Source organism: Polaromonas sp. (assembly GCF_041689105.1).
Classification (GTDB): domain Bacteria; phylum Pseudomonadota; class Gammaproteobacteria; order Burkholderiales; family Burkholderiaceae_C; genus Polaromonas.
Genome location: NZ_JBDNGU010000148.1, coordinates 61573 through 83769, shown reverse-complemented (window position 1 = coordinate 83769; position 22197 = coordinate 61573). Strand labels below are relative to the sequence as shown.

Here is a 22197-nt window from a genome sequence, read left to right as displayed (position 1 = left end):
TTCTGGGCCATCGGCATGAACTTCTACCTCGAAGTCGCCAAGATGCGCGCCGCGCGCCTGCTCTGGTGCCGCATCATGAAAGACTTCAACGCCAAAAGCCCCAAGAGCCTGATGTTGCGCACCCACTGCCAGACCAGCGGCTGGAGCCTGACGGAGCAAGACCCCTACAACAATGTGGTGCGCACCACCATCGAGGCCATGGCCGCGGTCTTTGGCGGCACGCAAAGCCTGCACACCAACAGCTTTGACGAGGCGATTGCCTTGCCCACCGAGTTTTCGTCGCGCATCGCCCGCAACACCCAGCTCATCATTCAGGAAGAAACGCATATCCCGCATGTGATCGACCCTTGGGCCGGCAGCTACATGATGGAAAAACTCACGCAAGACATGGCCGACGCGGCCTGGGCCATCATCGAAGAAGTCGATGCGATGGGCGGCATGACCAAGGCCGTGGACAGTGGCTGGGCCAAGCTCAAGATTGAGGCAGCAGCCGCCGAAAAGCAGGCGCGTATCGACAGCGGCAAGGACGTGATCGTTGGCGTCAACAAGTACAAGCTCAAGACCGAGGATGCGATTGAAACGCGCGACATCGACAACGTGGCCGTGCGCGACGGGCAGATCACCCGCCTCAAAGCCATACGCGCCAGCCGTGATGGCGCTGCCGTGCAAGCCGCACTGGACGCCTTGACGGCAGCCGCCGAGAATAACAACGGCAACCTGCTGGACCTGTGCATCAAAGCCGTGCGCCTGCGCGCCACCGTGGGTGAGGTCAGCGATGCTCTTGAAAAAGTTTACGGGCGCCACCGCGCCGATACGCAAAAGGTGACCGGTGTGTATGCAGCAGCTTATGACTCGGCCGAGGGCTGGGAAAACCTCAAGACCGAGATCAATGCTTTTGCCGAGGCGCAGGGCCGTCGGCCGCGCGTGATGATCTCCAAACTCGGCCAGGACGGCCACGACCGCGGTGCCAAAGTGGTGGCCACGGCTTTTGCCGACCTGGGCTTCGACGTTGACATGGGCCCGCTGTTCCAGACGCCCGAAGAATGCGCGCGTCAGGCGATTGAAAACGACGTGCATGCGGTGGGCGTCTCGACCCTGGCGGCAGGGCACAAAACCCTGGTGCCCGCCATCATCGCCGAACTGAAGAAGCAGGGCGCCGACGACATCATCGTGTTTGTCGGCGGCGTGATCCCGCGGCAGGACTACGAAATGCTTTACGAGGCCGGCGTGAAGGGCATTTACGGCCCGGGCACGCCGATCCCGGCCAGCGCCAAGGATGTGCTGGAGCAGATCAAAAAAGCCATGGCGGCAAGAAACTGAGATTGTGTTACGGTATTTTTGTAATACAACCAGGAGTCCGCCATGACTATTTCTGTCCGCATGGACCCTTTGCTGGAGCGTGAGCTTGAACTGGCCGCCAAGCGACAAGGTGTGACCAAAACGCAATTTGTGATTGGTGCGGTTGAGCGCGCGCTGGGCCGCAGGAACCCCTATGAGCTGATGATGAACCTGAAAGCGGAGGAGGAGCGCGCGGACTATCGTTTGATCAAAAAATTTGAAGGTGAAGAGCAGCCTTACGACACCGAAGGCTCGCGCAAGGCGCTGGTCAAGAAGCTGAGCGAGAAGCACAGTGTCCGCCGTACTGGTTAATGCGGGGCCGATGGTGGCTGCATTTGGGCTGAATCAGCCCCGCACAGCGCACTATCGGACCTTGTTCAAGCGCGCTTCCGAGGAACTTTGGTCGCTGGCGACCACATGGCCGTGCGTGGTGGAGGTCAGCCATTTGTTGTCACCTCCGCAGAGCTTTGCCATGCTGCGCTGGGTAGCTGCTGGCGGCGTTTCCGTGTTTCCGTTTGATCAGCATGCGTTGGAAGCCATGGTCGAGCTGATGCGCCGCTATACAGAAACACCCAAGATAAAAATGGATCTTGCCGACGCTTCGCTGGTATGGCTGGCTTCAGACACGGGTGTGACCAGCATCATGACCATGGACCAGCGCGACTTTTCGCGCTATCGCCTGCCCGATGGTCGGGCGTTTGAGATTTTGTGAGGAGCATGAATGCCCGCATTGTCTAAAGCTTGGGGCCTTGACCCCCATTCAGGGGGCGTCAAGCCGACGGAAGCTGTCAAGCGCGAAACCGAGCAGCGCTTGCAGCGTTACTTTGAGACGCTGGGCCATGCCGCGAAAGCGCGGCTTGAAGTGCGCTTTCGCGGTGCGTTGTGCTACATCGACGCCTACCGCGACCCGGAGCCTCAACTGATCGAGTACTGGCGCAAGGATCCAGCGTTGAATTTGGAGGAGGCAATTGAGAGCTACCGCAAGCGCCCAACACCCCTGGGGCGTCTGAGGCACTTTGCCAAAGACCGCTGGAGCTATGCGTTCTACACCTACAGCAACGAACGCTATGAACCAAGCACGTTCCAGACCCAGGGTGGCGCTTGGTTCGGCACACCCGAGCAGGCGTTGGAAATAGGCTGCATTTACTTGCAGGATTGAGATGAAATTTATGATTGTCAACAACGCATCGCCCTGCTCCGATGGCAGGGTTCAGCCCCCGAATCTGAAGCAGGATGCCGACGGCATTGGCGTTTTCATGGACGGCGTGATTCCGCGGCAGGACTACGAGATGCTGTATGAAGCGGGTGTGAAAGGCATTTACGGCCCGGGCACACCGATCCCGGCCAGCGCCAAGGACGTTCTGGAGCAGATCAAGGCTGCGCTCGGTAGCTGAGCTTCTCGGGATAACTCCGAAATAGGATTCAGATGAGAACGCAGATTATTTTGGTCGATTTCGAGAACGTGCAACCTGACTTGTTACCCGCTCTTGCAATTGACGATGTGCAGGTTCATGTTTTCGTAGGGCCACATCAAACCCGATTGGCTACTAATGTGGTTATTGCCATGCAAGAGTTGGGTGCTCGTGCTAAGTACGTGCGAGTTGCCAAGCAAGGGCCGGATGCACTTGATATGCATCTTGCTTTTTATCTCGGTGAGCTGTCACAGCAATTTCCCGATGCATTTTTTCATATTGTTGCAAAGGATCGGGATTACGACTCGCTCTTGGCGCACCTGAGAATTAGGGGAATTTACTCGGCGAAGGCCCCTGACTTGGCTGCAATCCCACTATTTAAACGAGCACTTGCCATTAAACCAGCTGATCAGCTTAGCGCTGCTGCCGATTGGCTTAGAGAGCGTGTAGGAAATCGCCCGAGCACTCAGGCGACGCTGAAAAACAACCTGAAGAAAGTTGCATTCGCTGAAAGGCTTGATGAGGCACAAATTGATGAAATTTTTCAAGGATTGGTTAGCCAAGGCTTCATCTCTGTTGAGAAGCAGAAGGTGCTTTATCAGGAGCGGCTGAATGCTTGATGGCATATTGAAAGGTGATCCTGCCGCTCAGCGGCGCGCCATCGCCAAAGCCATCACCTTGCTGGAGTCAACCCGCGCAGACCACCGCGCGCAGGGCGATGAGCTGCTGACCGCCTTGTTGCCGCGTACCGGTCAGGCCTTCCGCCTCGGTATCAGCGGCGTGCCTGGCGTCGGCAAATCCACCTTCATCGAAGTGCTGGGTCTGTACCTGATTGCCCTTGGCCACCGCGTGGCGGTGTTGACCATCGACCCCTCGTCGAGCGTGTCGGGCGGCTCCATCCTTGGCGACAAGACGCGCATGGAGCAACTCTCGGTGCACGAGAAGGCCTATATCCGGCCTAGCCCGTCCAGTGGCACCTTGGGTGGTGTGGCGGAAAAAACGCGCGAGGCCATGCTGGTCTGTGAAGCAGCCGGTTACGACGTGGTGATTGTGGAAACCGTGGGTGTGGGCCAGAGTGAGACCGCTGTGGCCAACATGACCGACATGTTTGTGCTGATGCAACTGCCTAACGCGGGTGATGACCTGCAGGCGATCAAGAAGGGCGTGATGGAGCTCGCCGACCTGGTCATCATCAACAAGGCCGACATCGATGCCGATGCGGCGATGCGCGCCCAGGCCCAGATCACCTCGGCTATGCGTCTTTTTGGCCTGGTCAATAACGCCATGGGCGGCGCCCAGGCTGCGGCGTATGACACCTTCTGGCATCCGCAGGTGATCCAGCTCAGTGCGCTGCACAACAAAGGGGTCGATGAATTCTGGACGGCGGTGACGCAGTTCAAGACGATACAGACCGCCAACGGCCGGTTGGCCGCTCGGCGCCAACAGCAGTCGCTGTCCTGGATGTGGGAGCGTATCGACGCCGGGCTGAAGCAGGCTTTTCGTAAAGACCCGGCCGTCAACGCCATGCTGCCAGCCCTGGTGGCCCAGGTCGCCAATGGCAGTGTGCCAGCCTCAACTGCAGCACGAAATCTACTTGCAGCCCATACCGGACGAGCATAAGAAGCTATCAAATAAATAGCAAAACAAAGCATACAGAAAGCGGACCATGCAGGAAATTCTTGAACAACTTGAAAAAAAGCGTGCCGCAGCCCGACTCGGTGGTGGGCAAAAGCGCATTGATGCGCAACATGGCAAGGGCAAACTGACGGCGCGTGAGCGGCTGGAACTGCTGCTCGACGAAGGCACGTTTGAAGAGTGGGACATGTTTGTCGAGCACCGCTGCACCGACTTTGGCATGGCCGACAACCGGCCGCCGGGTGACGGCGTGGTGACGGGCTACGGCATGATCAACGGCCGCCTGGTGTTTGTGTTCAGCCAGGACTTCACGGTCTTCGGCGGCGCGCTTAGCGAAGCCCACGCCGAAAAAATCTGCAAGGTGATGGACCAGGCCATGAAGGTTGGCGCGCCGGTGATCGGCCTCAACGATTCCGGCGGTGCCCGCATCCAGGAAGGCGTGGCTTCGCTGGGCGGTTATGCCGACGTTTTCCAGCGCAATGTGATGGCCTCGGGTGTGGTGCCGCAAATCAGCATAGTCATGGGCCCCTGCGCCGGGGGTGCGGTGTATTCGCCGGCCATGACCGACTTCATCTTCATGGTGAAGGACAGCTCTTATATGTTCGTCACCGGCCCCGAAGTGGTGAAAACAGTCACGCATGAAGAAGTGACGGCCGAGGAACTGGGCGGCGCCACCACCCACACCACACGCAGCGGCGTGGCCGACCTGGCGTTTGAAAACGATGTGGAAGCGCTGCTGATGCTGCGCCGGCTTTACAACTACCTGCCGCTGAACAACCGGGAGAAAGCACCGATACGCCCGAGCGCCGACCCGGCGGCGCGCATGGACCTGAGCCTGGACACCCTGGTGCCGGAGAACCCGAACAAGCCGTACGACATGAAGGAGCTGATCACCAAGACGGTGGACGACGGCGACTTCTTTGAGATACAGCCTGAGTACGCCAAAAACATCATCATCGGTTTTGCCCGCATGGAAGGCCAGTCAGTCGGCATCGTCGCCAACCAGCCTCTGGTGCTGGCCGGCTGCCTGGACATCAAGAGCTCGATCAAGGCCGCACGCTTTGTGCGCTTCTGCGATGCCTTCAACATCCCGGTCATCACCTTTGTCGACGTGCCTGGCTTCATGCCAGGTACCAGCCAGGAGTACGGCGGCATCATCAAACACGGCGCCAAGCTGCTCTACGCCTACGCCGAATGCACGGTGCCGAAAATCACCGTCATCACGCGCAAGGCCTACGGAGGCGCGTACGACGTGATGTCATCCAAACACCTGCGCGGCGATGTCAACTTTGCCTGGCCGAACGCCGAGATCGCGGTGATGGGCGCTAAGGGCGCGGTGGAAATCATCTTCCGCGAAGACCGCAAGGACCCGGTCAAACTCGCCGCGAAAGAAGCCGAGTACAAGGCGCGTTTTGCCAACCCGTTTGTCGCCGGCGCGCGCGGTTTTATCGACGACGTGATCCTTCCGCACGAAACCCGCAGGCGGATTTGCCGCTCGCTGGTGATGCTGAAAGACAAGAAGCTGGAAAACCCGTGGCGCAAACACGGCAACATTCCACTCTGATCTGTCATTGCGGGCCTGACCCGCAATCCATTTCCCATGCTTACTGATTGCCCATACTTATGCCAACGAACAAACAGCCTGGATACCGGATCAAGTCCGGCATGACAAGTTCTAAGGAATCGACATGTTTACCAAAATCCTGATCGCCAACCGCGGCGAAATCGCCTGCCGCGTCATCCTGACGGCCCGCAAGATGGGTATCAAGACCGTGGCGGTTTACTCCGATGCCGACAAGGACGCGCGCCATGTCGAACTGGCGGACGAGGCGGTGCACATCGGACCGGCGCCCAGCCGCGACAGTTACTTGCAGGCCGAAAAAATCATTGCCGCCTGCAAGCAGACGGGTGCGCAGGCGGTGCATCCCGGCTATGGCTTCCTCAGCGAAAACGCTGGCTTTGCCAAACGCGTGGAAGAAGATGGCATCGTCTTCATCGGCCCCAAGCATTATTCGATTGCGGCGATGGGCGACAAGATCGAGTCGAAGAAGCTTGCTGGCGCTGCGGGGGTCAACCGCATTCCGGGTGTGAACGATGCGATTGAAAATGCCGAGAAGGCCGTCGAGATTGCCAAGGGCATTGGCTACCCGGTGATGATCAAAGCCTCGGCTGGCGGCGGTGGCAAAGGCTTACGCGTGGCCTTCAATGACAAGGAAGCTTTCGAAGGTTTCACAAGTTGCCGCAACGAGGCGCGCAACAGCTTTGGCGACGACCGCGTGTTCATTGAGAAATTTGTCGAGGAGCCGCGCCACATCGAGATTCAGCTGATTGGCGACAGCCAGGGCAATGTGATTTACCTGAACGAGCGGGAGTGCTCCATCCAGCGCCGGCATCAGAAGGTGATCGAAGAAGCGCCGTCGCCCTTCATCAGCGATGCGACGCGCAAGGCCATGGGCGAGCAGGCGGTGCTGCTGGCCAAGGCGGTGAAGTACCAGAGCGCCGGCACGGTGGAGTTTGTGGTTGGCAAGGACCAGAGTTTTTACTTCCTCGAGATGAACACCCGGCTGCAGGTGGAGCACCCGGTGACGGAGTGCATCACCGGGCTGGATCTGGTGGAGCTGATGATTCGTGTGGCTGCAGGCGAGAAGCTGCCTTTGACACAGGCTGAGGTCAAACGCGAAGGCTGGGCCATCGAGTGCCGCATCAATGCCGAAGACCCTTTCCGCAGCTTTTTGCCATCGACCGGCCGGCTGGTGCGCTTTCAGCCGCCCAAGGAAACCATGTTTGCGGCTGGGGGACCCTCACCCCAACCCTCTCCCGCAAGCGGGAGAGGGGGCAGTCAACTCCCTCTCCCCTCGGGAGAGGGCAGGGGTGAGGGTGGCTTTTACGGCGTCCGCGTCGATACCGGCGTGCAGGACGGCGGCGAGATCCCGATGTATTACGACTCGATGATCGCCAAGCTCATCGTGCACGGCAAGGACCGGCTGGAGGCGATTGCGAAAATGCGCGAAGCGCTCAACGGGTTTGTGATCCGCGGCATCAGCAGCAACATTCCTTTCCAGGCGGCCTTGCTGGCGCATCCGAAGTTCGTGGCGGGTGATTTCAATACGGGCTTCATCGCCGAGAACTACAGCCAGGGCTTTCACGCCGAAGACGTGCCGCATGCCGATCCGGACTTTCTGGTGGCGTTGGCAGCCTATGTAAATCGCCGCATGCTGGGCCGCGCTGCAGGCATCAGCGGTCAGATGCCGGGCCACGGCGTGACGGTGGGCGAAGAGTTTGTGGTGGTTGGTCTGGGCGCCGCGGGTAAAAACACGTCGCAGGCAGCTTGGGTGAAAGACTACCAGGCCCAGTCGGGTTCCAGCCGCGTGGAGACGGGCGCCAGCAGCTATGAAATCTGTAGCAACTGGCACCTCGGTGGTGCCCGGATTCGCGGAACAGCGAATGGGCAGCCGTTCGCCGCGCAGGTCGAGCGGGGCGTGGGTCGCAATCCGCTGGCCATCCGCATCGCCCACAACGGGACCCGGCTCGACGCGATGGTTCTGACACCCCGTGCGGCGAAGCTTCACGCGCTGATGCCTTACAAGGCGCCGCCCGATATGAGCCGGTTTGTGCTGTCGCCCATGCCAGGCCTGCTGGTCGAGGTGGCAGTGCAGCCGGGGCAAAAAGTGCAGGCGGGTGAACGGGTCGCCGTGATTGAGGCGATGAAGATGGAAAACGTGCTGTTTGCCACCGCCGACGGCGTGGTGGGCAAGGTGCTGGCCACCAAGGGCGAGTCGCTCAGCGTGGACCAGCCGATTGTGGAATTTTCCTGAACATCAAGGAGTGACGCATGACAACCGATGAATTTGAAGCCTCTGTGCTGGCCGAAGGTTATAGCCCGGCTGTGAACATTGAACGAGCTGTGGGGTACAGCCTTGGTGAACATCAGCACGCCTTTGACGCCTGTGCGCTGATTCTCTCTGGAGACATCACGCTGGTTGTTGATGGCGTGGCGCGCACCTACGCAGCGGGTGACATCTTCCGTCTGCCGGCCGGGACGGTTCACCTTGAAAGTGCAGGGCCCGCTGGCGTGGCCTATTTGTCGGCACGCAGGGAAGTGGTGGCGCCGTGAGCAGCCCCCTTCAGCAAGCCCTGGACAGGCCTTTCAAGGTTCTGGGCATTCAGCAAATCGCCCTGGGTGCTACCAGCAAAGACCGCCTGCGCACGCTGTGGGTGGACATGCTGGGGCTGGAAGTCACCGGCAACTTTGTCAGCGAGCGCGAGAATGTGGATGAAGACATTTGCGCCATCGGCAGCGGGTCGTTCAAGGTCGAGGTTGATCTGATGCAACCCATCAATCCGGAGAAAAAGCCGGCGGTGCACCAGACACCGCTGAACCACGTCGGTTTGTGGATTGACAATCTGCCCAAAGCGGTGGAGTGGCTGACGGCCCAGGGTGTGCGATTTGCTCCGGGCGGCATTCGCCAGGGTGCGGCGGGTTTCGACATCTGTTTTCTGCATCCCAAGGCCAGCGACGAGTTCCCGATTGCCGGGGAGGGTGTGCTGATCGAGCTGGTGCAGGCGCCGCCCGAGGTGGTGAAGGCTTTCAGCGCGCTGGCTGCGGCCTCCTGAGCCTGTCCGTGCAGGCACAAGGCCGGAATTGAGTGCATTTCTGGCCTTTTTTCCGCCATTGGCCAAAGTGGATCCCGCCGTAAGCTGTGGGAAGTCAATCAGGAGCTTGCGATGCGATCCACGGATTCCCGAGCCGACACGAGAGCCGCCAGGACATGTGCCTTCCGGTCTGCGCCCCCTTGGTGCAGCTGCGCTGTTGCGCAGTCGGCGCTGGTCCATGCGTTCGTGCGGCGGATGGCTGACCACGGCATCTGGATCAGCAGCGCGATGATGCAGTGCGACCGGCGTTATGCGCTGGGCCAGCTCACCACAGCGCATTGCAGCGACGACGACGGACTGCGCGAGATGGCTATGACGCTGTTTCTCGATCTGGAGTCCGGCGCCGCGTCTGGCCGCATGACCCCGCCCTGAAGTCACTGTCACAGGCAGAGCGCTCTTGTACTGAGGGATTCACCCGAGAACGTTTCCCCGCATGCCGGGCGTAAACTGGCCTGACCACCTGGCCGCATTCGCACGGCTCGAGGCGGCAAAGGAGACAGCGCTTGCAGCCAACCAACGTAGCCAATCCGTCCTATTTCCACAAGGTCGTTGATTGCCAATGGGCCTGTCCGGCCCACACCCCTGTTCCTGAATACATACGCCTGATTGGCCAGGGTCGTTACACCGATGCCTACATGGTCAACTGGGTGTCGAATGTGTTCCCCGGCATTCTGGGCCGAACCTGCGACCGGCCCTGCGAGCCGGCGTGCCGCCGCAGCCGGGTCGAGGAGAACAACGGGGAGTTGCCGGAACCGGTGGCGATTTGCCGGCTCAAACGCGTGGCAGCCGACATGAAAAACGATGTCCGCCAGCGCATGCCCCAGCTGTCACCGAAAAACGGCAAACGTATCGCCTGCGTAGGTGCCGGTCCGGCCTCCTTGACCGTGGCGCGCGATCTGGCGCCGCTGGGTTATGAGGTCACGGTGTTTGATGGTGAGACCAAGGCCGGCGGCTTTATCCGCACGCAGATTCCGCGGTTTCGCCTGCCCGAGTCGGTGATCGACGAAGAAACCGGCTACATCCTGGACCTGGGCGTGCGGTTCAACAGCGGTCAGCGCATCGAGTCGATGAAGGGCTTGCTTGCGCAAGGCTACGACGCCGTGTTTGTCGGCTGCGGCGCACCGCGCGGGCGCGACCTGAACCTGCCGGGCCGACAGGACGTCACAGAGAACATCCACATCGGCATCGACTGGCTGGCCTCGGTGTCTTTTGGGCACATCAGCACGATTGGCAAGCGCGTGATTGTGCTGGGCGGCGGCAACACCGCCATGGACTGCTGCCGGTCGGCGCGCCGCCTGGGCGGTACCGACGTGAAGGTCATCGTGCGCAGCGGCTTTGATGAGATGAAGGCCTCGCCCTGGGAGAAGGAGGATGCGCAGCATGAGGGCATTCCCATCCTCAATTTTCATGTGCCTAAATCGTTTGAGCACAGCGGCGGCAAGCTCACCGGCATGACCTTTGAAGTGGTCAAGGCGGTTTATGACGTCAAAGGCAAACGCAGCCTGGTCGCCACTGGTGAACCCGACGTGCTGGTCACATGTGATGCGGTGCTGATCGCTGTGGGGCAGGAGAACGCCTTTCCGTGGATAGAGCGGGACAGCGGCATCCGCTTTGATGAGTGGGGCCTGCCCATACTTGACAAGCAGACGTTCCGGTCCAGCCTGCCGAATGTGTTTTTCGGCGGCGACTCGGCCTTTGGCCCCAAGAACATCATCACGGCGGTGGCCCACGGGCATGAAGCGGCGGTGTCGATAGACCGCTTTCTCAATGGTGAAGACATCCGGCGCCGGCCTGACCCGATGACGAATCTGATGTCCACCAAGATGGGCATTCATGAGTGGAGCTACGACAACGACACCTCCAACGACGCCCGCTTCAAGGTGCCCTGGGCCAAGGCCGAGGTGGCGCTGGCCAATATACGTGTCGAGGTGGAGTTGGGCTTTGATGCGGCGACAGCTTTCAAGGAGGCAGGGCGCTGCCTGAACTGCGATGTGCAGACCGTGTTTGCGGCGCCAGCCTGCATCGAATGCGACGCCTGTGTGGATATCTGCCCGATGGACTGCATCAGTTTTACCGCCAACGGCGAAGAGCCTGACTTGCGCGTCCGCCTGAAAGCCCCGGCACTGAACCTGGCGCAAGACCTGTATGTGTCGGGCGAACTCAAAACCGGTCGGGTCATGGTCAAGGACGAAGATGTCTGCCTGCACTGCGGCCTGTGCGCCGAGCGTTGCCCGACCGGGGCCTGGGACATGCAGAAGTTTTTGCTGGAGACGACGCAGGCCGGGCCGTCCTGTCGGGACCGGCGTGTGGGGGTGATGGCATGAATCACTGTATTTGTTCCCTCTCCCCCTGGGAGAGGGCTAGGGTGAGGGCTCCCCGCACCGTCGGCCCTCACCCCGACCCTCTCCCAGAGGGAGAGGGAGTAAACGGAGCTGCGCAATGAAAAGAATTGAAGCCGTCAACGATTTTGTGATCAAGTTCGCCAATGTCAACGGCTCGGGATCGGCCTCGGCCAACGAGCTGTTTGCCAAGGCCATCCTGCGTATGGGCGTGCCCGTTAGCCCGCGCAATATTTTTCCCAGCAACATCCAGGGCTTGCCCACCTGGTACGAGGCGCGCGTCAGTGACAAGGGCTACCAGGGACGGCGTGGTGGCATCGACATGATGGTGGCCATGAACCCGCAAACCTGGGACGCCGATGTCGCCGAACTGGAGCCGGGCGGCTACCTGTTTTATGACAGCACGCGGCCGCTGCCGCCGGAAAAGTTTCGTGAAGACATTCATGTCATCGGCATGCCGTTGACGGAAATCTGCAACGCCGTCTACAGCGATCCGCGCCAGCGCCAGCTTTTCAAGAACATTGTGTATGTCGGGGCGCTGTCGGTGCTGCTGGAAATTGAACCCGAAGTGCTGGAGAAGCTCTTCGGCGAGCAGTACAAGGGCAAGGAGAAATTGCTGGCGTCGAACGTTCAGGCACTGCATCTGGGTCGGGATTTTGCCAGTGAGCATTTGCAAGGCCCGCTGGGCATACGGGTCAAGCGCAGCAACCAGGTGGGCAACAAGATATTTGTGGACGGCAACAGTGCTGCGGCGCTGGGTTGCGTTTACGGCGGTGCCACCGTGGCGGCCTGGTACCCGATCACACCGTCTTCTTCGGTGGCCGAGGCCTTTCAGTCCTACTGCGCCAAATACCGGGTGGATCCCGCGACGGGCCGCAACAACTACGCCATTGTGCAGGCTGAAGATGAAATAGCCTCCATCGGCATGGTGGTGGGGGCTGGCTGGAACGGTGCACGCGCCTTTACCGCTACGTCGGGCCCCGGCGTGTCGCTGATGACCGAGTTTTTGGGCCTGGCCTACTTTGCCGAGATACCCGTCACCATCATCAATGTGCAGCGCGGCGGGCCGTCAACCGGCATGCCAACACGTACCCAGCAGGCCGACCTGATTTCCTGCGCGTATGCCTCGCACGGTGATACCAAACACGTGATGCTGCTGCCTGAAGACCCGCATGAGTGTTTCGAACATGCTGCGGCCGCGCTCGACCTGGCAGAGCGGCTGCAAACGCCGGTGTTCCTGATGACTGACCTCGATATTGGCATGAACCAGCGCCTGTGCGAACCGTTTGCGTGGGACGACAGCCGCAGCTATGACCGCGGCAAGGTCATGAGCGCCGACGAGCTGGAAGCCGGCAAGGATTTTGGCCGCTACAAGGACGTCGATGGTGACGGTATTCCCTGGCGCACCCTGCCGGGCACGCACCCGAGCAAGGGCAGCTATTTCACGCGCGGCACCACGCGCAATGCCTACGCGCAATATTCAGAGCGTGGCCCGGACTACATCTACAACGTCCAGCGGCTTCTGAAGAAGTTTGAAACAGCGGCGACGCTGGTGCCGCAGCCGGTGCTGCGCGCTGCAAAGCGCAAGACCCGGCTGGGCGTCATTTACTTCGGCTCCACCAGCCCGGCGATGAACGAGGCGCTGGATGTGCTGGGCGAGGCCGGCATTGATCTGGATGCGATGCGGCTGCGTGCCTTTCCGTTTCCGGCGTCGGTGGCCCAGTTCATTGCCGCGCATGAACAGGTGTTTGTGGTGGAACAGAACCGCGACGCGCAGATGCATTGCCTGCTGGTCAACGAACTGGACATCGACCCGGCGCGCCTGGTGCGAGTGCTGCATTACGACGGCACACCGATCACCGCGCGATTCATCACCCATGCCATTACGCATCATGTGGACGGGATGTTGAGCCCGCAGCGGAAATTGAAAGTGAGCACAACATGACTTACCTTGCCAAACCCAAGCTGCACCACCCCTCGCTGACCGTCAACAAGGTCGGTTACACCCGGCGCGACTACGAAGGAAAAATCTCCACCCTGTGCGCCGGCTGCGGGCACGACTCGATCTCCGCGGCCATCATCCAGGCCTGCTGGGAGCTTGACATCGCACCGCACCGCGTGGCCAAACTCTCGGGCATAGGCTGCAGTTCCAAAACGCCGGACTACTTCCTGGGCGCATCGCATGGTTTCAACACGGTTCATGGGCGCATGCCGTCGGTCCTGACCGGCGCCAACCTGGCTAACCGTGATCTGCTGTACCTCGGCATATCGGGGGACGGTGATTCCGCATCGATCGGCCTGGGCCAGTTCGCCCATGCGATGCGGCGCGGCGTCAACATGGTGTACATCGTTGAAAACAACGGTGTTTACGGCCTGACCAAGGGGCAGTTCTCGGCCACGGCTGATCAAGGCTCGAAAAGCAAAAAAGGCGTGGTGAACAGTGATAGCCCGGTGGACCTCGTGGCGCTGGCGCTGCAACTGGGTGCTACTTATGTGGCGCGCGGCTTCTCGGGCGACAAGGAGCAGCTGGTACCGCTGATCAAGGGCGCCATTGGCCACGGCGGGGCCGCCTTCATCGACGTCGTCAGTCCCTGCGTGGCCTTCAACAACCATGCGGGCAGCACCAAGAGTTACGACTACGTGCGTGAACACAACGAGGCGGTCAGCCGCATCGATTTCATCAGCCCGCGCGACGAAATCACTGCCACCTACGCGCCGGGTGCGGTGATCGATGTGCCGCTGCACGACGGCTCCAGCATGCGCTTCCGTAAATTGCAGGCCGACTACGATCCGACCGACCGTTACGCGGCCCTGAGTTACATGAATGCGCACCAGGCGCGTGGCGAGGTGGTGACCGGGCTGCTTTACGTGGATCAGCTGACAACCGATCTCCATGTGGCCTACAACACCAGCGACACACCGCTGAACAAGCTGGACGCCACCCAGCTGTGCCCGGGCGCGCTGGCGCTGGACAAGGTCAATACGTCGCTGCGCTGATCCCGTCAGGAGGCCATCATGTCTGAACGCACCGTGTTTCAATCCATTCCGCACCGGCATGTGGTGAGCCTGCCGCCGCATGCCAATGTCCGGGAAGCCGCACGCGTGATGACCAAGGCCAATTGCGGCAGCGTGCTGATCATTGACGGTGGTGGCACCATGCAGGGCATCCTGACCGAGCGTGACCTGATGACCCGAGTGCTGGCCAAGGCCCTGAATGCCGAAAAAACGCCGGTCTCCGAGGTGATGACGCCCCATCCCCAATGCGTCGTACCCGAGATGACTGTCTCGGATGCGGTGCTGATCCTGCTGGAGCGCGGGTTCCGGCATCTGCCCATCGTGTCATCGGCCGGAAAAATCCTTGGCGTTTTCTCGATCCGCGATGCCTTGCCGCGCGAGATTGACAGCGCCGTCAGCCTCGCCGAGTTTCGTGACTCGGTCAATGACGTGCTGGGCTGATTAGCGGCACGTCGACAGCTCAAGGCGGACCAGGCTCAGCCTGCCATACCGGCCGAAAATCTCAATCGTTACCCGCGTCGCGTTTGGCGCGTGCGCGCGCCAGCGCCGCTTCAATCACGGCGCGTTTCTGGTCCAGAATGGCGGGGTCGGTGTGCTGTGAATGACCAGGCAGGTCTGCCAGCACGGCCTGGGCTTTTTCTTCAAGCCTTTTAGCGCTTATGCCCTTGTCCTTCGTGCGCCGGTAGCTATGAATTTCATAGCGGTTTTTCGCCTGCGCGGCTTCAGCGTCTGACCAGGCGGCCCAGCCGGTGCGCGAGTCGGTCACGTTTTCCAGGCTGATGCAATCGACCGGGCAGACCGGAATGCACAGCTCGCAGCCGGTGCAGTACGGCTCTATCACGGTGTGCATCATCTTGTTGCTGCCAATGATGGCATCGGTCGGGCAGGCGTCCAGGCACAAGGTGCAGCCTATGCACCAGGCTTCGTCAATGACGGCGAGGAGGCGCGGGCCTTCGTTGCCGTTGGCGGGATGGAGGGGAAGCTGCGGCTGGCCGGTGATCGCAGCCAGGCGGCTGATGCCCTCGGCGCCGCCGGGCGGGCACTGGTTGATACCGGCCTCACCGCTGCTGATGGCCTGCGCGTAGGCCGCGCAGTCCGGGTAGCCGCAGCGTGTGCACTGGGTTTGCGGCAGCGCAGCGTTGATCCGATCGGCGAGCGGGTTCACGGCGCGGCCGCTTACTTCTTGACGGCGGACTTCTTCGGGGCGCTGCGGGCCGTCGTCGCAGGGGCACGGCGGGGTGTCGGTTTTGCTATCTTTCTGGGAGCTGCCTTCGCTTTCCCTGCAAGGGCTACAGGCTCGTTGTTCTCAAGAATAAAGGCCTTGACCTGGGGGTAGACAATCTCGCGCCAGCGGCGGCCGCTGAAAATGCCGTAGTGGCCGGCGCCCTTGACCTCCAGGTGTTTCTGCCGGGCTTTCGGGATGCCGGTGCACAGGCCGTGCGCTGCTTCGGTCTGGCCGGAGCCGGAGATATCGTCGAGTTCGCCTTCGACCGTGAAGTGCGCGGAGGTCGTGATGTCCTCGGGGCGCACACGTTCGAGCTTGCCGTGGATGGACTTGACATCCCAGGTGCCGTTGACCAGCTTGAACTCCTGGAACACTGTCTCGATCGTGTCGAGGTAATACTCGGCGTCCATGTCCAACACGGCGTTGTACTCGTCATAAAACTTGACGTGGGCCTCGGTGCTGGCGTCGTCGCCCTTGAGCAGGTCCTTGAAATAGTCGAAATGGCTTTTGGCATGGTTGCTCGGGTTCATGGCGACAAACCCGGTGTGCTGCAAAAAGCCCGGGTAGACGCGGCGACCTGCGCCCGGGAAATTGGCCGGTACCTTGTAAATCACGTTGTTCTCGAACCATTCGAAGCTCTTGTTCATCGCCAGGTTGTTGACCGCAGTGGGCGACAGGCGTGCATCGATGGGGCCGCCCATCATGGTCATGGACAGGGGCGTGGTCTCGCCGCGGCTGGCCATCAATGAAATGGCGGCCAGCACCGGCACCGTGGGCTGGCAGACGCTGATCACGTGGCAGTTGCTGTAGATGCCCTGCAGATGGCCGATGAACTCCTGCACGTAGTTGACGTAATCGTCGAGCGAGAAGGAGCCATCGGACAGCGGCACGGTGCGTGCGTTTTTCCAGTCGGTGATGTAGACCTTGTGGTCCTTGAGCATGGTGCGTACGGTGTCGCGCAGCAAGGTGGCGTAATGGCCGGACAGCGGTGCCACGATGAGCACGGCGGGTTGGCCCTTGAGCTTGGTCAGCGTGGCCGGATCGTCGGTGAAACGCTTGAAGCGGCGCAGCTCGCAAAACGGCTTGTCGAGTTCGACACGTTCGTGGATGGCGATGTTGGTGCCGTCCACATCCACGGTGGTGATGCCGAAGCTGGGTTTTTCATAGTCTTTGCCGAGCCGGTAAATCAGGCTGTAGCCGGCAGAGATGCGCTGGGCCAGCGGGTTCTGGCCAAAAGGCGAGCTGGGGCTGCTGTAAATCTTGGCGGCCGCCTGGGCGAAGTCGACAAACGGCTCCATCAGGGAGCGCTGGGTTTCATAGACTTGATAAAGCATGGCAAAAAACCTTTTGGCAACGGGTATGCTGCAGTGCAACAAATAATAACATGTACGCTTATCAATGAATGGAGGGCAAACACCAATAGGAAGGGGTTGCTACTTGCGCAGCCCCTTGTTTTTGCATCTCCTGAAGACATTTATAAGACACTTGCCACGCAAAGCAGACCGCTGATGACTATATGGGGGACGGCTACTTGCCTCCAGGGGATGATTGATGACAGAGATTGCCGGCGCTGCGGCGCAAGACCTGTGGGGGTCACTGAAAAAATCCGAGCGCATGCCGGTCATATTTGTCGGGCACGGCAGCCCGATGAACGCCATCGGCGACAACGAGTACCGGCGCAGCTGGCAGGCGCTGGGCACGCAGTTCGGCGACAAGTACGCGCCTCCACAGCTCATTTTGTGCATTTCTGCACATTGGCTGACCGAGGGCTGGTGGCTGACCGCCATGGACCGGCCCAAAACCATCCATGACTTCGGCGGTTTCCCGCGGGAGCTGTTTGACCAGCAGTACCCGGCGCCGGGAGATGCGGCGGCCGCGCGTGCCATCAGCCAGCAGGTCAGGCAGCGGGCGTCCGCGCCGCTGGGCCTGGACGTTGACGGGTGGGGGCTGGATCACGGGACCTGGCCGGTGCTCAAGCCCATGTTTCCTGGGGCCACCATTCCGGTGATTCAGCTCAGCATGGACTACAGCCGCGCGCCTGAAGAACACTATGCGCTGGCCGGGCAACTGAAAGCGCTGCGTGAACGCGGCGTGTTGATTGTGGGCAGCGGCAACATCGTGCATAACCTGCGCCAGGCGCAGCGCGGCGCGGCCGGCAACCAGGCTTACGACTGGGCGCTGGAGTTCGACCAGACCACCGGCGGCCACCTGCAGCAGGGCAACCTGGACAAGCTGCAGCACTTCCTGAGGCTGGGCCAGCTTGCCAAAATGGCCCACCCAACGCATGAGCATTACCTGCCGCTGCTGTATGCGGCTGGCGCGGTGGGTGCCGGCGAGCAGCCGCATTTCTTCAATACCAACTTCCAGCTCGGTTCGATCTCCATGCGGTCCGTGATCTGGGGATAGAGAGCCCGCCACCATGCCAAGCCGTCAAATTGTCCAGGACTTCATCGCCATGGTGCAGCAGGGCGAGTATGTCGAGGCCATCGAGCAGTTTTATGCGCGTGATGCCAGCATGCAGGAAAACAGCCAGCCGCCTCGCCGCGGCCGGGACACACTGGTGGCCTATGAGCGCGCGGTGATCGCAGCCTGCAGAGCGATGCGCACGCTGCCGGTCGAATCCTTTCTGGTCGATGGCGATTTTGTCGTGATCCACTGGGTGTTTGAGTTCACACGGCTATCGGGAAAAACCATGCGCATTGACGAGCTGGCGCACCAGCGGTGGGAAGGCGAGAAGATCGTGGAAGAGCGCTTCTTTTACGACCCTGTGGCGGCGCTGGCTGAATAGCCTCAGCTCGTTTTGCTATCAATAAAATAGCTGCTTACGCCCGTCAGATAAGGGTTAGAGGCACTTTTTTCTTGTAAATTGTACTTCCAGGCCCTGACTCGGTCGGCGTAGCCAGGCGAGCTTGACTCTCTGGCGCTGTTGCTCGGTTTTAGAGCACCTTGGCGATGGACGCGCAGACGTGGGCGATGTTCTGGCTGTTCAGCGCGGCCACGCACATGCGGCCGGTGTCGGTGCCATACACGCCAAATTCATTGCGCAGGCGCACCATCTGGTCTTTGCTCAGGCCCGAGTAGCTGAACATGCCAATCTGGGTGGTGATGAAGCTCATGTCTTCCTTCACGCCGGCGGCTTTCAGGCCGTCCACTAACTTCTGGCGCATGGCCTTGATGCGCACACGCATCTCGCCCAGCTCTTTTTCCCACAAGGCGCGCAGCTCGGGGTTGTTCAGCACATTCTCTACCACGGTGGCACCATGGATCTGCGGGTTGCTGTAGTTGGTGCGGATCACCACTTTCATTTGCGACAACACGCGCTCAGCCTCTTCCTTGCTTTCGCACAGCACCGACAGGGCACCGACACGTTCGCCATAGAGGCTGAAACTTTTGGAGAACGAGGTCGACACGAAGAAGTTCAGGCCGGCAGCTACAAACTTGCCGATGACCGCGCCGTCCTCAACAATCCCGTGGCCAAAGCCCTGGTAAGCCATGTCCAGGAAAGCCGTGAGCTTGCGGGCCTTGACGGTGGCGATGACCTGGTCCCACTGGCCGTTGGTGATGTCGTAGCCGGTGGGGTTGTGGCAGCAGGCATGCAACACAATGATGGTGCCTTCAGCGGCGGTGTTCAGCGCGGCCAGCATGCCTTCGAAGTTGACGCCGCGTTTGGCCGCGTCGTAGTAGGGGTAGCTTTCCACCGTGAAGCCGGCCTGGGTGAACAGGGCGCGGTGGTTTTCCCAGCTCGGGTCGCTGATCAGCACCTTGGCGCTGGGGCTGAGTTTTTTCAGGAAGTCGGCGCCAATCTTCAGGCCACCGGTGCCGCCTATGCCTTGTGCGGTGGCGATGCGGCCACTTTTGACCGGCTCGCTCTCTAGACCAAACACCAGCACCTTGACAGCCGCGTCATAGGCGGCAACGCCGTCCATGGGCAAATAACCGCGCGGCTTGGGCGTTTCCATCATGGCTTTTTCGGCGATCTGCACGCATTGCAGCAGCGGCAGTTTGCCTTGGTCGTCGTAATACACACCCACACCGAGGTTGACCTTGGCCGGGTTGGTATCGGCATTGAATTGCTCATTCAGGCCCAATATAGGGTCACGGGGGGCCATTTCGACGGCGGTGAAAAGCGACATGAAAATCCTCTGCAAGGGTGGTTTGTGTTTTTTTAACGGCCCGGTACCCCGATTGGTTTACCGGCTGTTACGCAGACATTCCGGGCATGGCGGTGCGAGTTTCTGCCAGTCGCCCAAATGTCGTATTCTGTTTGGTTGCCCCAGATTTTAGCGGGCCAGGATTGAGTTTTTTATGCCAGAACTGATTGAAGTCATACCCGATACCACTGAACTGTCCAGCCTCGGCGAGTTTGTCAGCTTTCCGGACTCGCCTTTTGAGCTTTTCATGCCTTACCCGCCGGCCGGTGACCAGCCGGTGGCCATCGAGCAACTGGTCGAAGGCATCAACGATGGCGAGGTGTTTCAGACCCTGCTCGGCGTGACCGGCTCGGGCAAGACCTTCACCATGGCCAACGTGATCGCCCGGATGGGTCGGCCGGCGATTGTGTTTGCACCCAACAAGACGCTGGCGGCGCAGCTTTACAGCGAGTTCCGAGAATTTTTCCCGAAAAACGCGGTGGAGTATTTCGTCAGTTATTACGACTATTACCAGCCTGAAGCCTATGTGCCGCAGCGCGATCTGTTCATCGAAAAAGACTCCGCCATCAACGAGCACATCGAGCAGATGCGCTTGTCCGCCACCAAAAGCGTGCTGGAGCGGCGCGACACCATCATCGTGGCAACTGTCAGCGCGATCTATGGCATTGGCGCGCCGGAAGACTACACACAGATGCGTTTCATCGCGCGCTCCGGCGACAAGATGAATCAGCGCGACGTGATCTCGCGCCTGATCCGCATGCAGTACGCGCGCAACGACCAGGACTTTGCGCGCGGCACCTTCCGCGTGCGCGGCGACGTGATCGACGTGTTCCCGGCCGAACACTCCGAGCTGGCGATTCGCATCGAGCTGCTCGACGACGAGATTGAGTCATTGCAGCTGTTCGACCCGCTGACCGGCCGGATTCGCCAGAAGGTGCCACGGTTTGTGGTCTACCCGAAAAGCCACTACGTCACGCCGCGCGACAAGGTCATGGCGGCGGTGGAAACCATCAAGATCGAGCTGTCCGAGCGCGTCAAGCAGTTTGTCGGCGACGGCAAGCTGGTCGAAGCCCAGCGCATCGAGCAGCGCACGCGTTTCGACCTGGAGATGCTCAGCGAAATCGGCCATTGCAAGGGCATTGAAAACTACACGCGCCACCTCAGCGGCGCGCCGCCGGGCTCGGCACCATCAACGCTGTGCGACTACCTGCCGAAAGACGCGATCATGTTTCTCGACGAGAGCCACGTCATGATCGGCCAGCTCAACGCCATGTACAACGGCGACCGCTCGCGCAAGACCACCTTGGTCGAATACGGTTTTCGCCTGCCCAGCGCACTGGACAACCGGCCGCTGAAGTTCGAAGAGTTCGAAGCCAAGATGCGCCAGGCCGTGTTTGTCTCGGCAACGCCTGCTGCCTACGAGCAGCAGCATGCCGGCAAGGTGGTCGAGCAGGTGGTACGCCCCACCGGGCTGGTCGATCCCGAGGTTGAAGTGCGACCGGCCACTCACCAGGTCGATGATGTGCTGCAGGAAATCCGCATCCGCGTGGACAAGAATGAGCGGGTGTTGATCACCACGCTGACCAAACGCATGGCCGAGCAGCTCACCGATTACCTGACCGACAACGGGGTCAAGGTGCGTTACCTGCACAGCGATGTGGACACCGTCGAGCGGGTAGAAATCCTGCGCGATCTGCGGCTTGGCGCGTTTGACGTGCTGGTCGGCATCAATTTGCTGCGCGAAGGCCTGGACATTCCGGAGGTCAGCCTGGTGGCGATTCTCGATGCCGACAAGGAAGGCTTTTTGCGCTCCGAACGCAGCCTGATCCAGACCATAGGCCGGGCAGCCCGCAACCTCAATGGCTGCGCCATTTTGTATGCCGACCGCATCACCGATTCGATGAAAAGGGCGATGGACGAAACCGAACGCCGGCGCAACAAGCAGATTGCCTTCAATATCGAGCACGGCATCACGCCGCGCAGCATCGTCAAGCGCATCAAGGACCTGATCGACGGCGTGTACAGTGAAAAATCAGGCAAGGAGGCCGAAAAACTTGAGCTTCAGAAGGCCCTGGTCGAAGACATGAGCGAGAAAGACATTGCCCGTGAGATCAAGCGCCTGGAAAAACTGATGATCGAACATGCCAAGAACCTGGAATTTGAAAAGGCCGCCAAAGTCCGCGATCAGCTGCACATTCTGAAAGCGCAGGCTTTTGGGGCTCCGGGTACCGACAACATCGCGCCTCCAGGCACAGCTGCATGAGGACAAGTTCTAATTCGACTAAAAATGGAACGCCGAGTAGAAAAATGACTCCAAAGTTCAATCGGCACGGGTTGGAGAACCTGGCGGTTGGGTTTTAGGGGGCGCGGACAGCCGGAAGGGGCCGGTCTATCCGCAAGAAGTGGTATACTTGACGAAAACAGTCAAC

22 protein-coding genes are annotated in these 22197 nt (G+C 60.3%); 19 read left to right on the top strand and 3 right to left on the bottom strand.

The features are described from left to right. The 16 genes from ACESMT_RS15650 to ACESMT_RS15575 form a co-directional block, all read left to right on the top strand. Positions 1-1320, top strand: a 1320-nt coding sequence (locus ACESMT_RS15650) for a methylmalonyl-CoA mutase family protein (RefSeq protein ID WP_372827515.1), incomplete at its 5' end; no start/stop codon positions are given. 42 nt (positions 1321-1362) lie between these two features. Beyond that, entirely contained in the window at positions 1363-1650 is a 288-nt protein-coding gene (locus ACESMT_RS15645; RefSeq protein ID WP_372827514.1) for a toxin-antitoxin system HicB family antitoxin, read from the top strand. 61 nt (positions 1651-1711) lie between these two features. Continuing rightward, positions 1712-2050 carry a hypothetical protein gene (locus ACESMT_RS15640; RefSeq protein ID WP_372827513.1) on the top strand — a complete coding sequence of 113 codons (339 nt, stop codon included), beginning with the start codon at positions 1712-1714 and terminating at the stop codon, positions 2048-2050. Positions 2051-2059: 9 nt separating this feature from the next. Beyond that, positions 2060-2497: a hypothetical protein gene (locus tag ACESMT_RS15635; protein WP_372827512.1), complete on the top strand. Its 438-nt coding sequence runs from the start codon at positions 2060-2062 to the stop codon at positions 2495-2497. A gap of 1 nt (position 2498) precedes the next feature. Further along, positions 2499-2732, top strand: a complete 234-nt coding sequence (locus tag ACESMT_RS15630) for a hypothetical protein (RefSeq protein ID WP_372827521.1) — start codon at positions 2499-2501, stop codon at positions 2730-2732. A 32-nt stretch (positions 2733-2764) separates the two neighbouring features. Continuing rightward, complete coding sequence (locus ACESMT_RS15625) at positions 2765-3370, top strand: PIN domain-containing protein (RefSeq protein WP_372827511.1); 606 nt, start codon at positions 2765-2767, stop codon at positions 3368-3370. Further along, positions 3363-4370: a methylmalonyl Co-A mutase-associated GTPase MeaB gene (gene meaB, locus ACESMT_RS15620; RefSeq protein ID WP_372827510.1), complete on the top strand. Its 1008-nt coding sequence runs from the start codon at positions 3363-3365 to the stop codon at positions 4368-4370. The genes ACESMT_RS15625 and meaB overlap by 8 nt, the downstream gene beginning before the upstream one ends. Positions 4371-4416: 46 nt before the next feature. Beyond that, positions 4417-5949 carry an acyl-CoA carboxylase subunit beta gene (locus tag ACESMT_RS15615; RefSeq protein WP_372827509.1) on the top strand — a complete coding sequence of 511 codons (1533 nt, stop codon included), beginning with the start codon at positions 4417-4419 and terminating at the stop codon, positions 5947-5949. 124 nt (positions 5950-6073) lie between these two features. Next, positions 6074-8200 carry a biotin carboxylase N-terminal domain-containing protein gene (locus tag ACESMT_RS15610; RefSeq protein ID WP_372827508.1) on the top strand — a complete coding sequence of 709 codons (2127 nt, stop codon included), beginning with the start codon at positions 6074-6076 and terminating at the stop codon, positions 8198-8200. Between the two features lie 17 nt (positions 8201-8217). Next, positions 8218-8499 (top strand): cupin domain-containing protein, encoded by a 282-nt coding sequence (locus ACESMT_RS15605; protein WP_372827507.1) that lies wholly within the window; start codon positions 8218-8220, stop codon positions 8497-8499. 20 nt (positions 8500-8519) lie between these two features. Then, positions 8520-8999: a VOC family protein gene (locus ACESMT_RS15600; protein ID WP_372827520.1), complete on the top strand. Its 480-nt coding sequence runs from the start codon at positions 8520-8522 to the stop codon at positions 8997-8999. A gap of 234 nt (positions 9000-9233) precedes the next feature. Continuing rightward, positions 9234-9410: a hypothetical protein gene (locus ACESMT_RS15595; protein WP_372827506.1), complete on the top strand. Its 177-nt coding sequence runs from the start codon at positions 9234-9236 to the stop codon at positions 9408-9410. Between the two features lie 131 nt (positions 9411-9541). Further along, positions 9542-11362 (top strand): FAD-dependent oxidoreductase, encoded by a 1821-nt coding sequence (locus tag ACESMT_RS15590; protein WP_372827505.1) that lies wholly within the window; start codon positions 9542-9544, stop codon positions 11360-11362. A 115-nt stretch (positions 11363-11477) separates the two neighbouring features. Further along, positions 11478-13322 (top strand): 2-oxoacid:acceptor oxidoreductase subunit alpha, encoded by a 1845-nt coding sequence (locus ACESMT_RS15585; protein ID WP_372827504.1) that lies wholly within the window; start codon positions 11478-11480, stop codon positions 13320-13322. Then, positions 13319-14374, top strand: coding sequence for a 2-oxoacid:ferredoxin oxidoreductase subunit beta (locus tag ACESMT_RS15580; protein WP_372827503.1), 1056 nt, complete (start codon positions 13319-13321; stop codon positions 14372-14374). The genes ACESMT_RS15585 and ACESMT_RS15580 overlap by 4 nt, the downstream gene beginning before the upstream one ends. A gap of 18 nt (positions 14375-14392) precedes the next feature. After that, the gene (locus ACESMT_RS15575; protein WP_372827502.1) at positions 14393-14833 is read left to right on the top strand and encodes a cyclic nucleotide-binding/CBS domain-containing protein; all 441 of its coding nucleotides are present in this window, start codon (positions 14393-14395) and stop codon (positions 14831-14833) included. Positions 14834-14894: 61 nt separating this feature from the next. On the opposite strand, the gene rsxB is transcribed toward ACESMT_RS15575, so the two are convergent. Together rsxB and ACESMT_RS15565 are read right to left on the bottom strand one after the other, a co-directional pair. Continuing rightward, positions 14895-15557, bottom strand: a complete 663-nt coding sequence (rsxB, locus tag ACESMT_RS15570; protein WP_372827501.1) for an electron transport complex subunit RsxB — start codon at positions 15555-15557, stop codon at positions 14895-14897. A gap of 11 nt (positions 15558-15568) precedes the next feature. Beyond that, complete coding sequence (locus ACESMT_RS15565) at positions 15569-16951, bottom strand: polyhydroxyalkanoate depolymerase (RefSeq protein ID WP_372827500.1); 1383 nt, start codon at positions 16949-16951, stop codon at positions 15569-15571. A 217-nt stretch (positions 16952-17168) separates the two neighbouring features. Between ACESMT_RS15565 and ygiD the strand changes: the two genes are divergently transcribed. After that, complete coding sequence (gene ygiD, locus ACESMT_RS15560; protein WP_372827499.1) at positions 17169-18023, top strand: 4,5-DOPA dioxygenase extradiol; 855 nt, start codon at positions 17169-17171, stop codon at positions 18021-18023. 13 nt (positions 18024-18036) lie between these two features. Beyond that, entirely contained in the window at positions 18037-18405 is a 369-nt protein-coding gene (locus tag ACESMT_RS15555) for a nuclear transport factor 2 family protein (RefSeq protein ID WP_372827497.1), read from the top strand. Between the two features lie 148 nt (positions 18406-18553). Here ACESMT_RS15555 and ACESMT_RS15550 read toward each other — a convergent pair whose 3' ends face one another. Beyond that, the gene (locus ACESMT_RS15550; RefSeq protein WP_372827496.1) at positions 18554-19750 is read right to left on the bottom strand and encodes an amino acid aminotransferase; all 1197 of its coding nucleotides are present in this window, start codon (positions 19748-19750) and stop codon (positions 18554-18556) included. Between the two features lie 172 nt (positions 19751-19922). On the opposite strand from ACESMT_RS15550, the gene uvrB reads away from it, so the two are divergent. Further along, positions 19923-22031 carry an excinuclease ABC subunit UvrB gene (uvrB, locus tag ACESMT_RS15545; RefSeq protein WP_372827495.1) on the top strand — a complete coding sequence of 703 codons (2109 nt, stop codon included), beginning with the start codon at positions 19923-19925 and terminating at the stop codon, positions 22029-22031. The last annotated feature ends 166 nt before the right edge of the window (positions 22032-22197 follow it).

Coding starts and splice junctions, on each gene's coding strand:
- ACESMT_RS15580 (WP_372827503.1), top strand. CDS start 13,319: ATGACTTACCTTGCCAAACCCAAGCTGCACCACCCCTCGCTGACCGTC.
- ACESMT_RS15555 (WP_372827497.1), top strand. CDS start 18,037: ATGCCAAGCCGTCAAATTGTCCAGGACTTCATCGCCATGGTGCAGCAG.
- ygiD (WP_372827499.1), top strand. CDS start 17,169: ATGACAGAGATTGCCGGCGCTGCGGCGCAAGACCTGTGGGGGTCACTG.
- ACESMT_RS15630 (WP_372827521.1), top strand. CDS start 2,499: ATGAAATTTATGATTGTCAACAACGCATCGCCCTGCTCCGATGGCAGG.
- meaB (WP_372827510.1), top strand. CDS start 3,363: ATGCTTGATGGCATATTGAAAGGTGATCCTGCCGCTCAGCGGCGCGCC.
- ACESMT_RS15585 (WP_372827504.1), top strand. CDS start 11,478: ATGAAAAGAATTGAAGCCGTCAACGATTTTGTGATCAAGTTCGCCAAT.
- ACESMT_RS15565 (WP_372827500.1), bottom strand. CDS start 16,951: ATGCTTTATCAAGTCTATGAAACCCAGCGCTCCCTGATGGAGCCGTTT.
- ACESMT_RS15595 (WP_372827506.1), top strand. CDS start 9,234: ATGGCTGACCACGGCATCTGGATCAGCAGCGCGATGATGCAGTGCGAC.
- ACESMT_RS15575 (WP_372827502.1), top strand. CDS start 14,393: ATGTCTGAACGCACCGTGTTTCAATCCATTCCGCACCGGCATGTGGTG.
- ACESMT_RS15550 (WP_372827496.1), bottom strand. CDS start 19,750: ATGTCGCTTTTCACCGCCGTCGAAATGGCCCCCCGTGACCCTATATTG.
- ACESMT_RS15645 (WP_372827514.1), top strand. CDS start 1,363: ATGACTATTTCTGTCCGCATGGACCCTTTGCTGGAGCGTGAGCTTGAA.
- uvrB (WP_372827495.1), top strand. CDS start 19,923: ATGCCAGAACTGATTGAAGTCATACCCGATACCACTGAACTGTCCAGC.
- ACESMT_RS15605 (WP_372827507.1), top strand. CDS start 8,218: ATGACAACCGATGAATTTGAAGCCTCTGTGCTGGCCGAAGGTTATAGC.
- ACESMT_RS15615 (WP_372827509.1), top strand. CDS start 4,417: ATGCAGGAAATTCTTGAACAACTTGAAAAAAAGCGTGCCGCAGCCCGA.
- ACESMT_RS15635 (WP_372827512.1), top strand. CDS start 2,060: ATGCCCGCATTGTCTAAAGCTTGGGGCCTTGACCCCCATTCAGGGGGC.
- ACESMT_RS15625 (WP_372827511.1), top strand. CDS start 2,765: ATGAGAACGCAGATTATTTTGGTCGATTTCGAGAACGTGCAACCTGAC.
- ACESMT_RS15610 (WP_372827508.1), top strand. CDS start 6,074: ATGTTTACCAAAATCCTGATCGCCAACCGCGGCGAAATCGCCTGCCGC.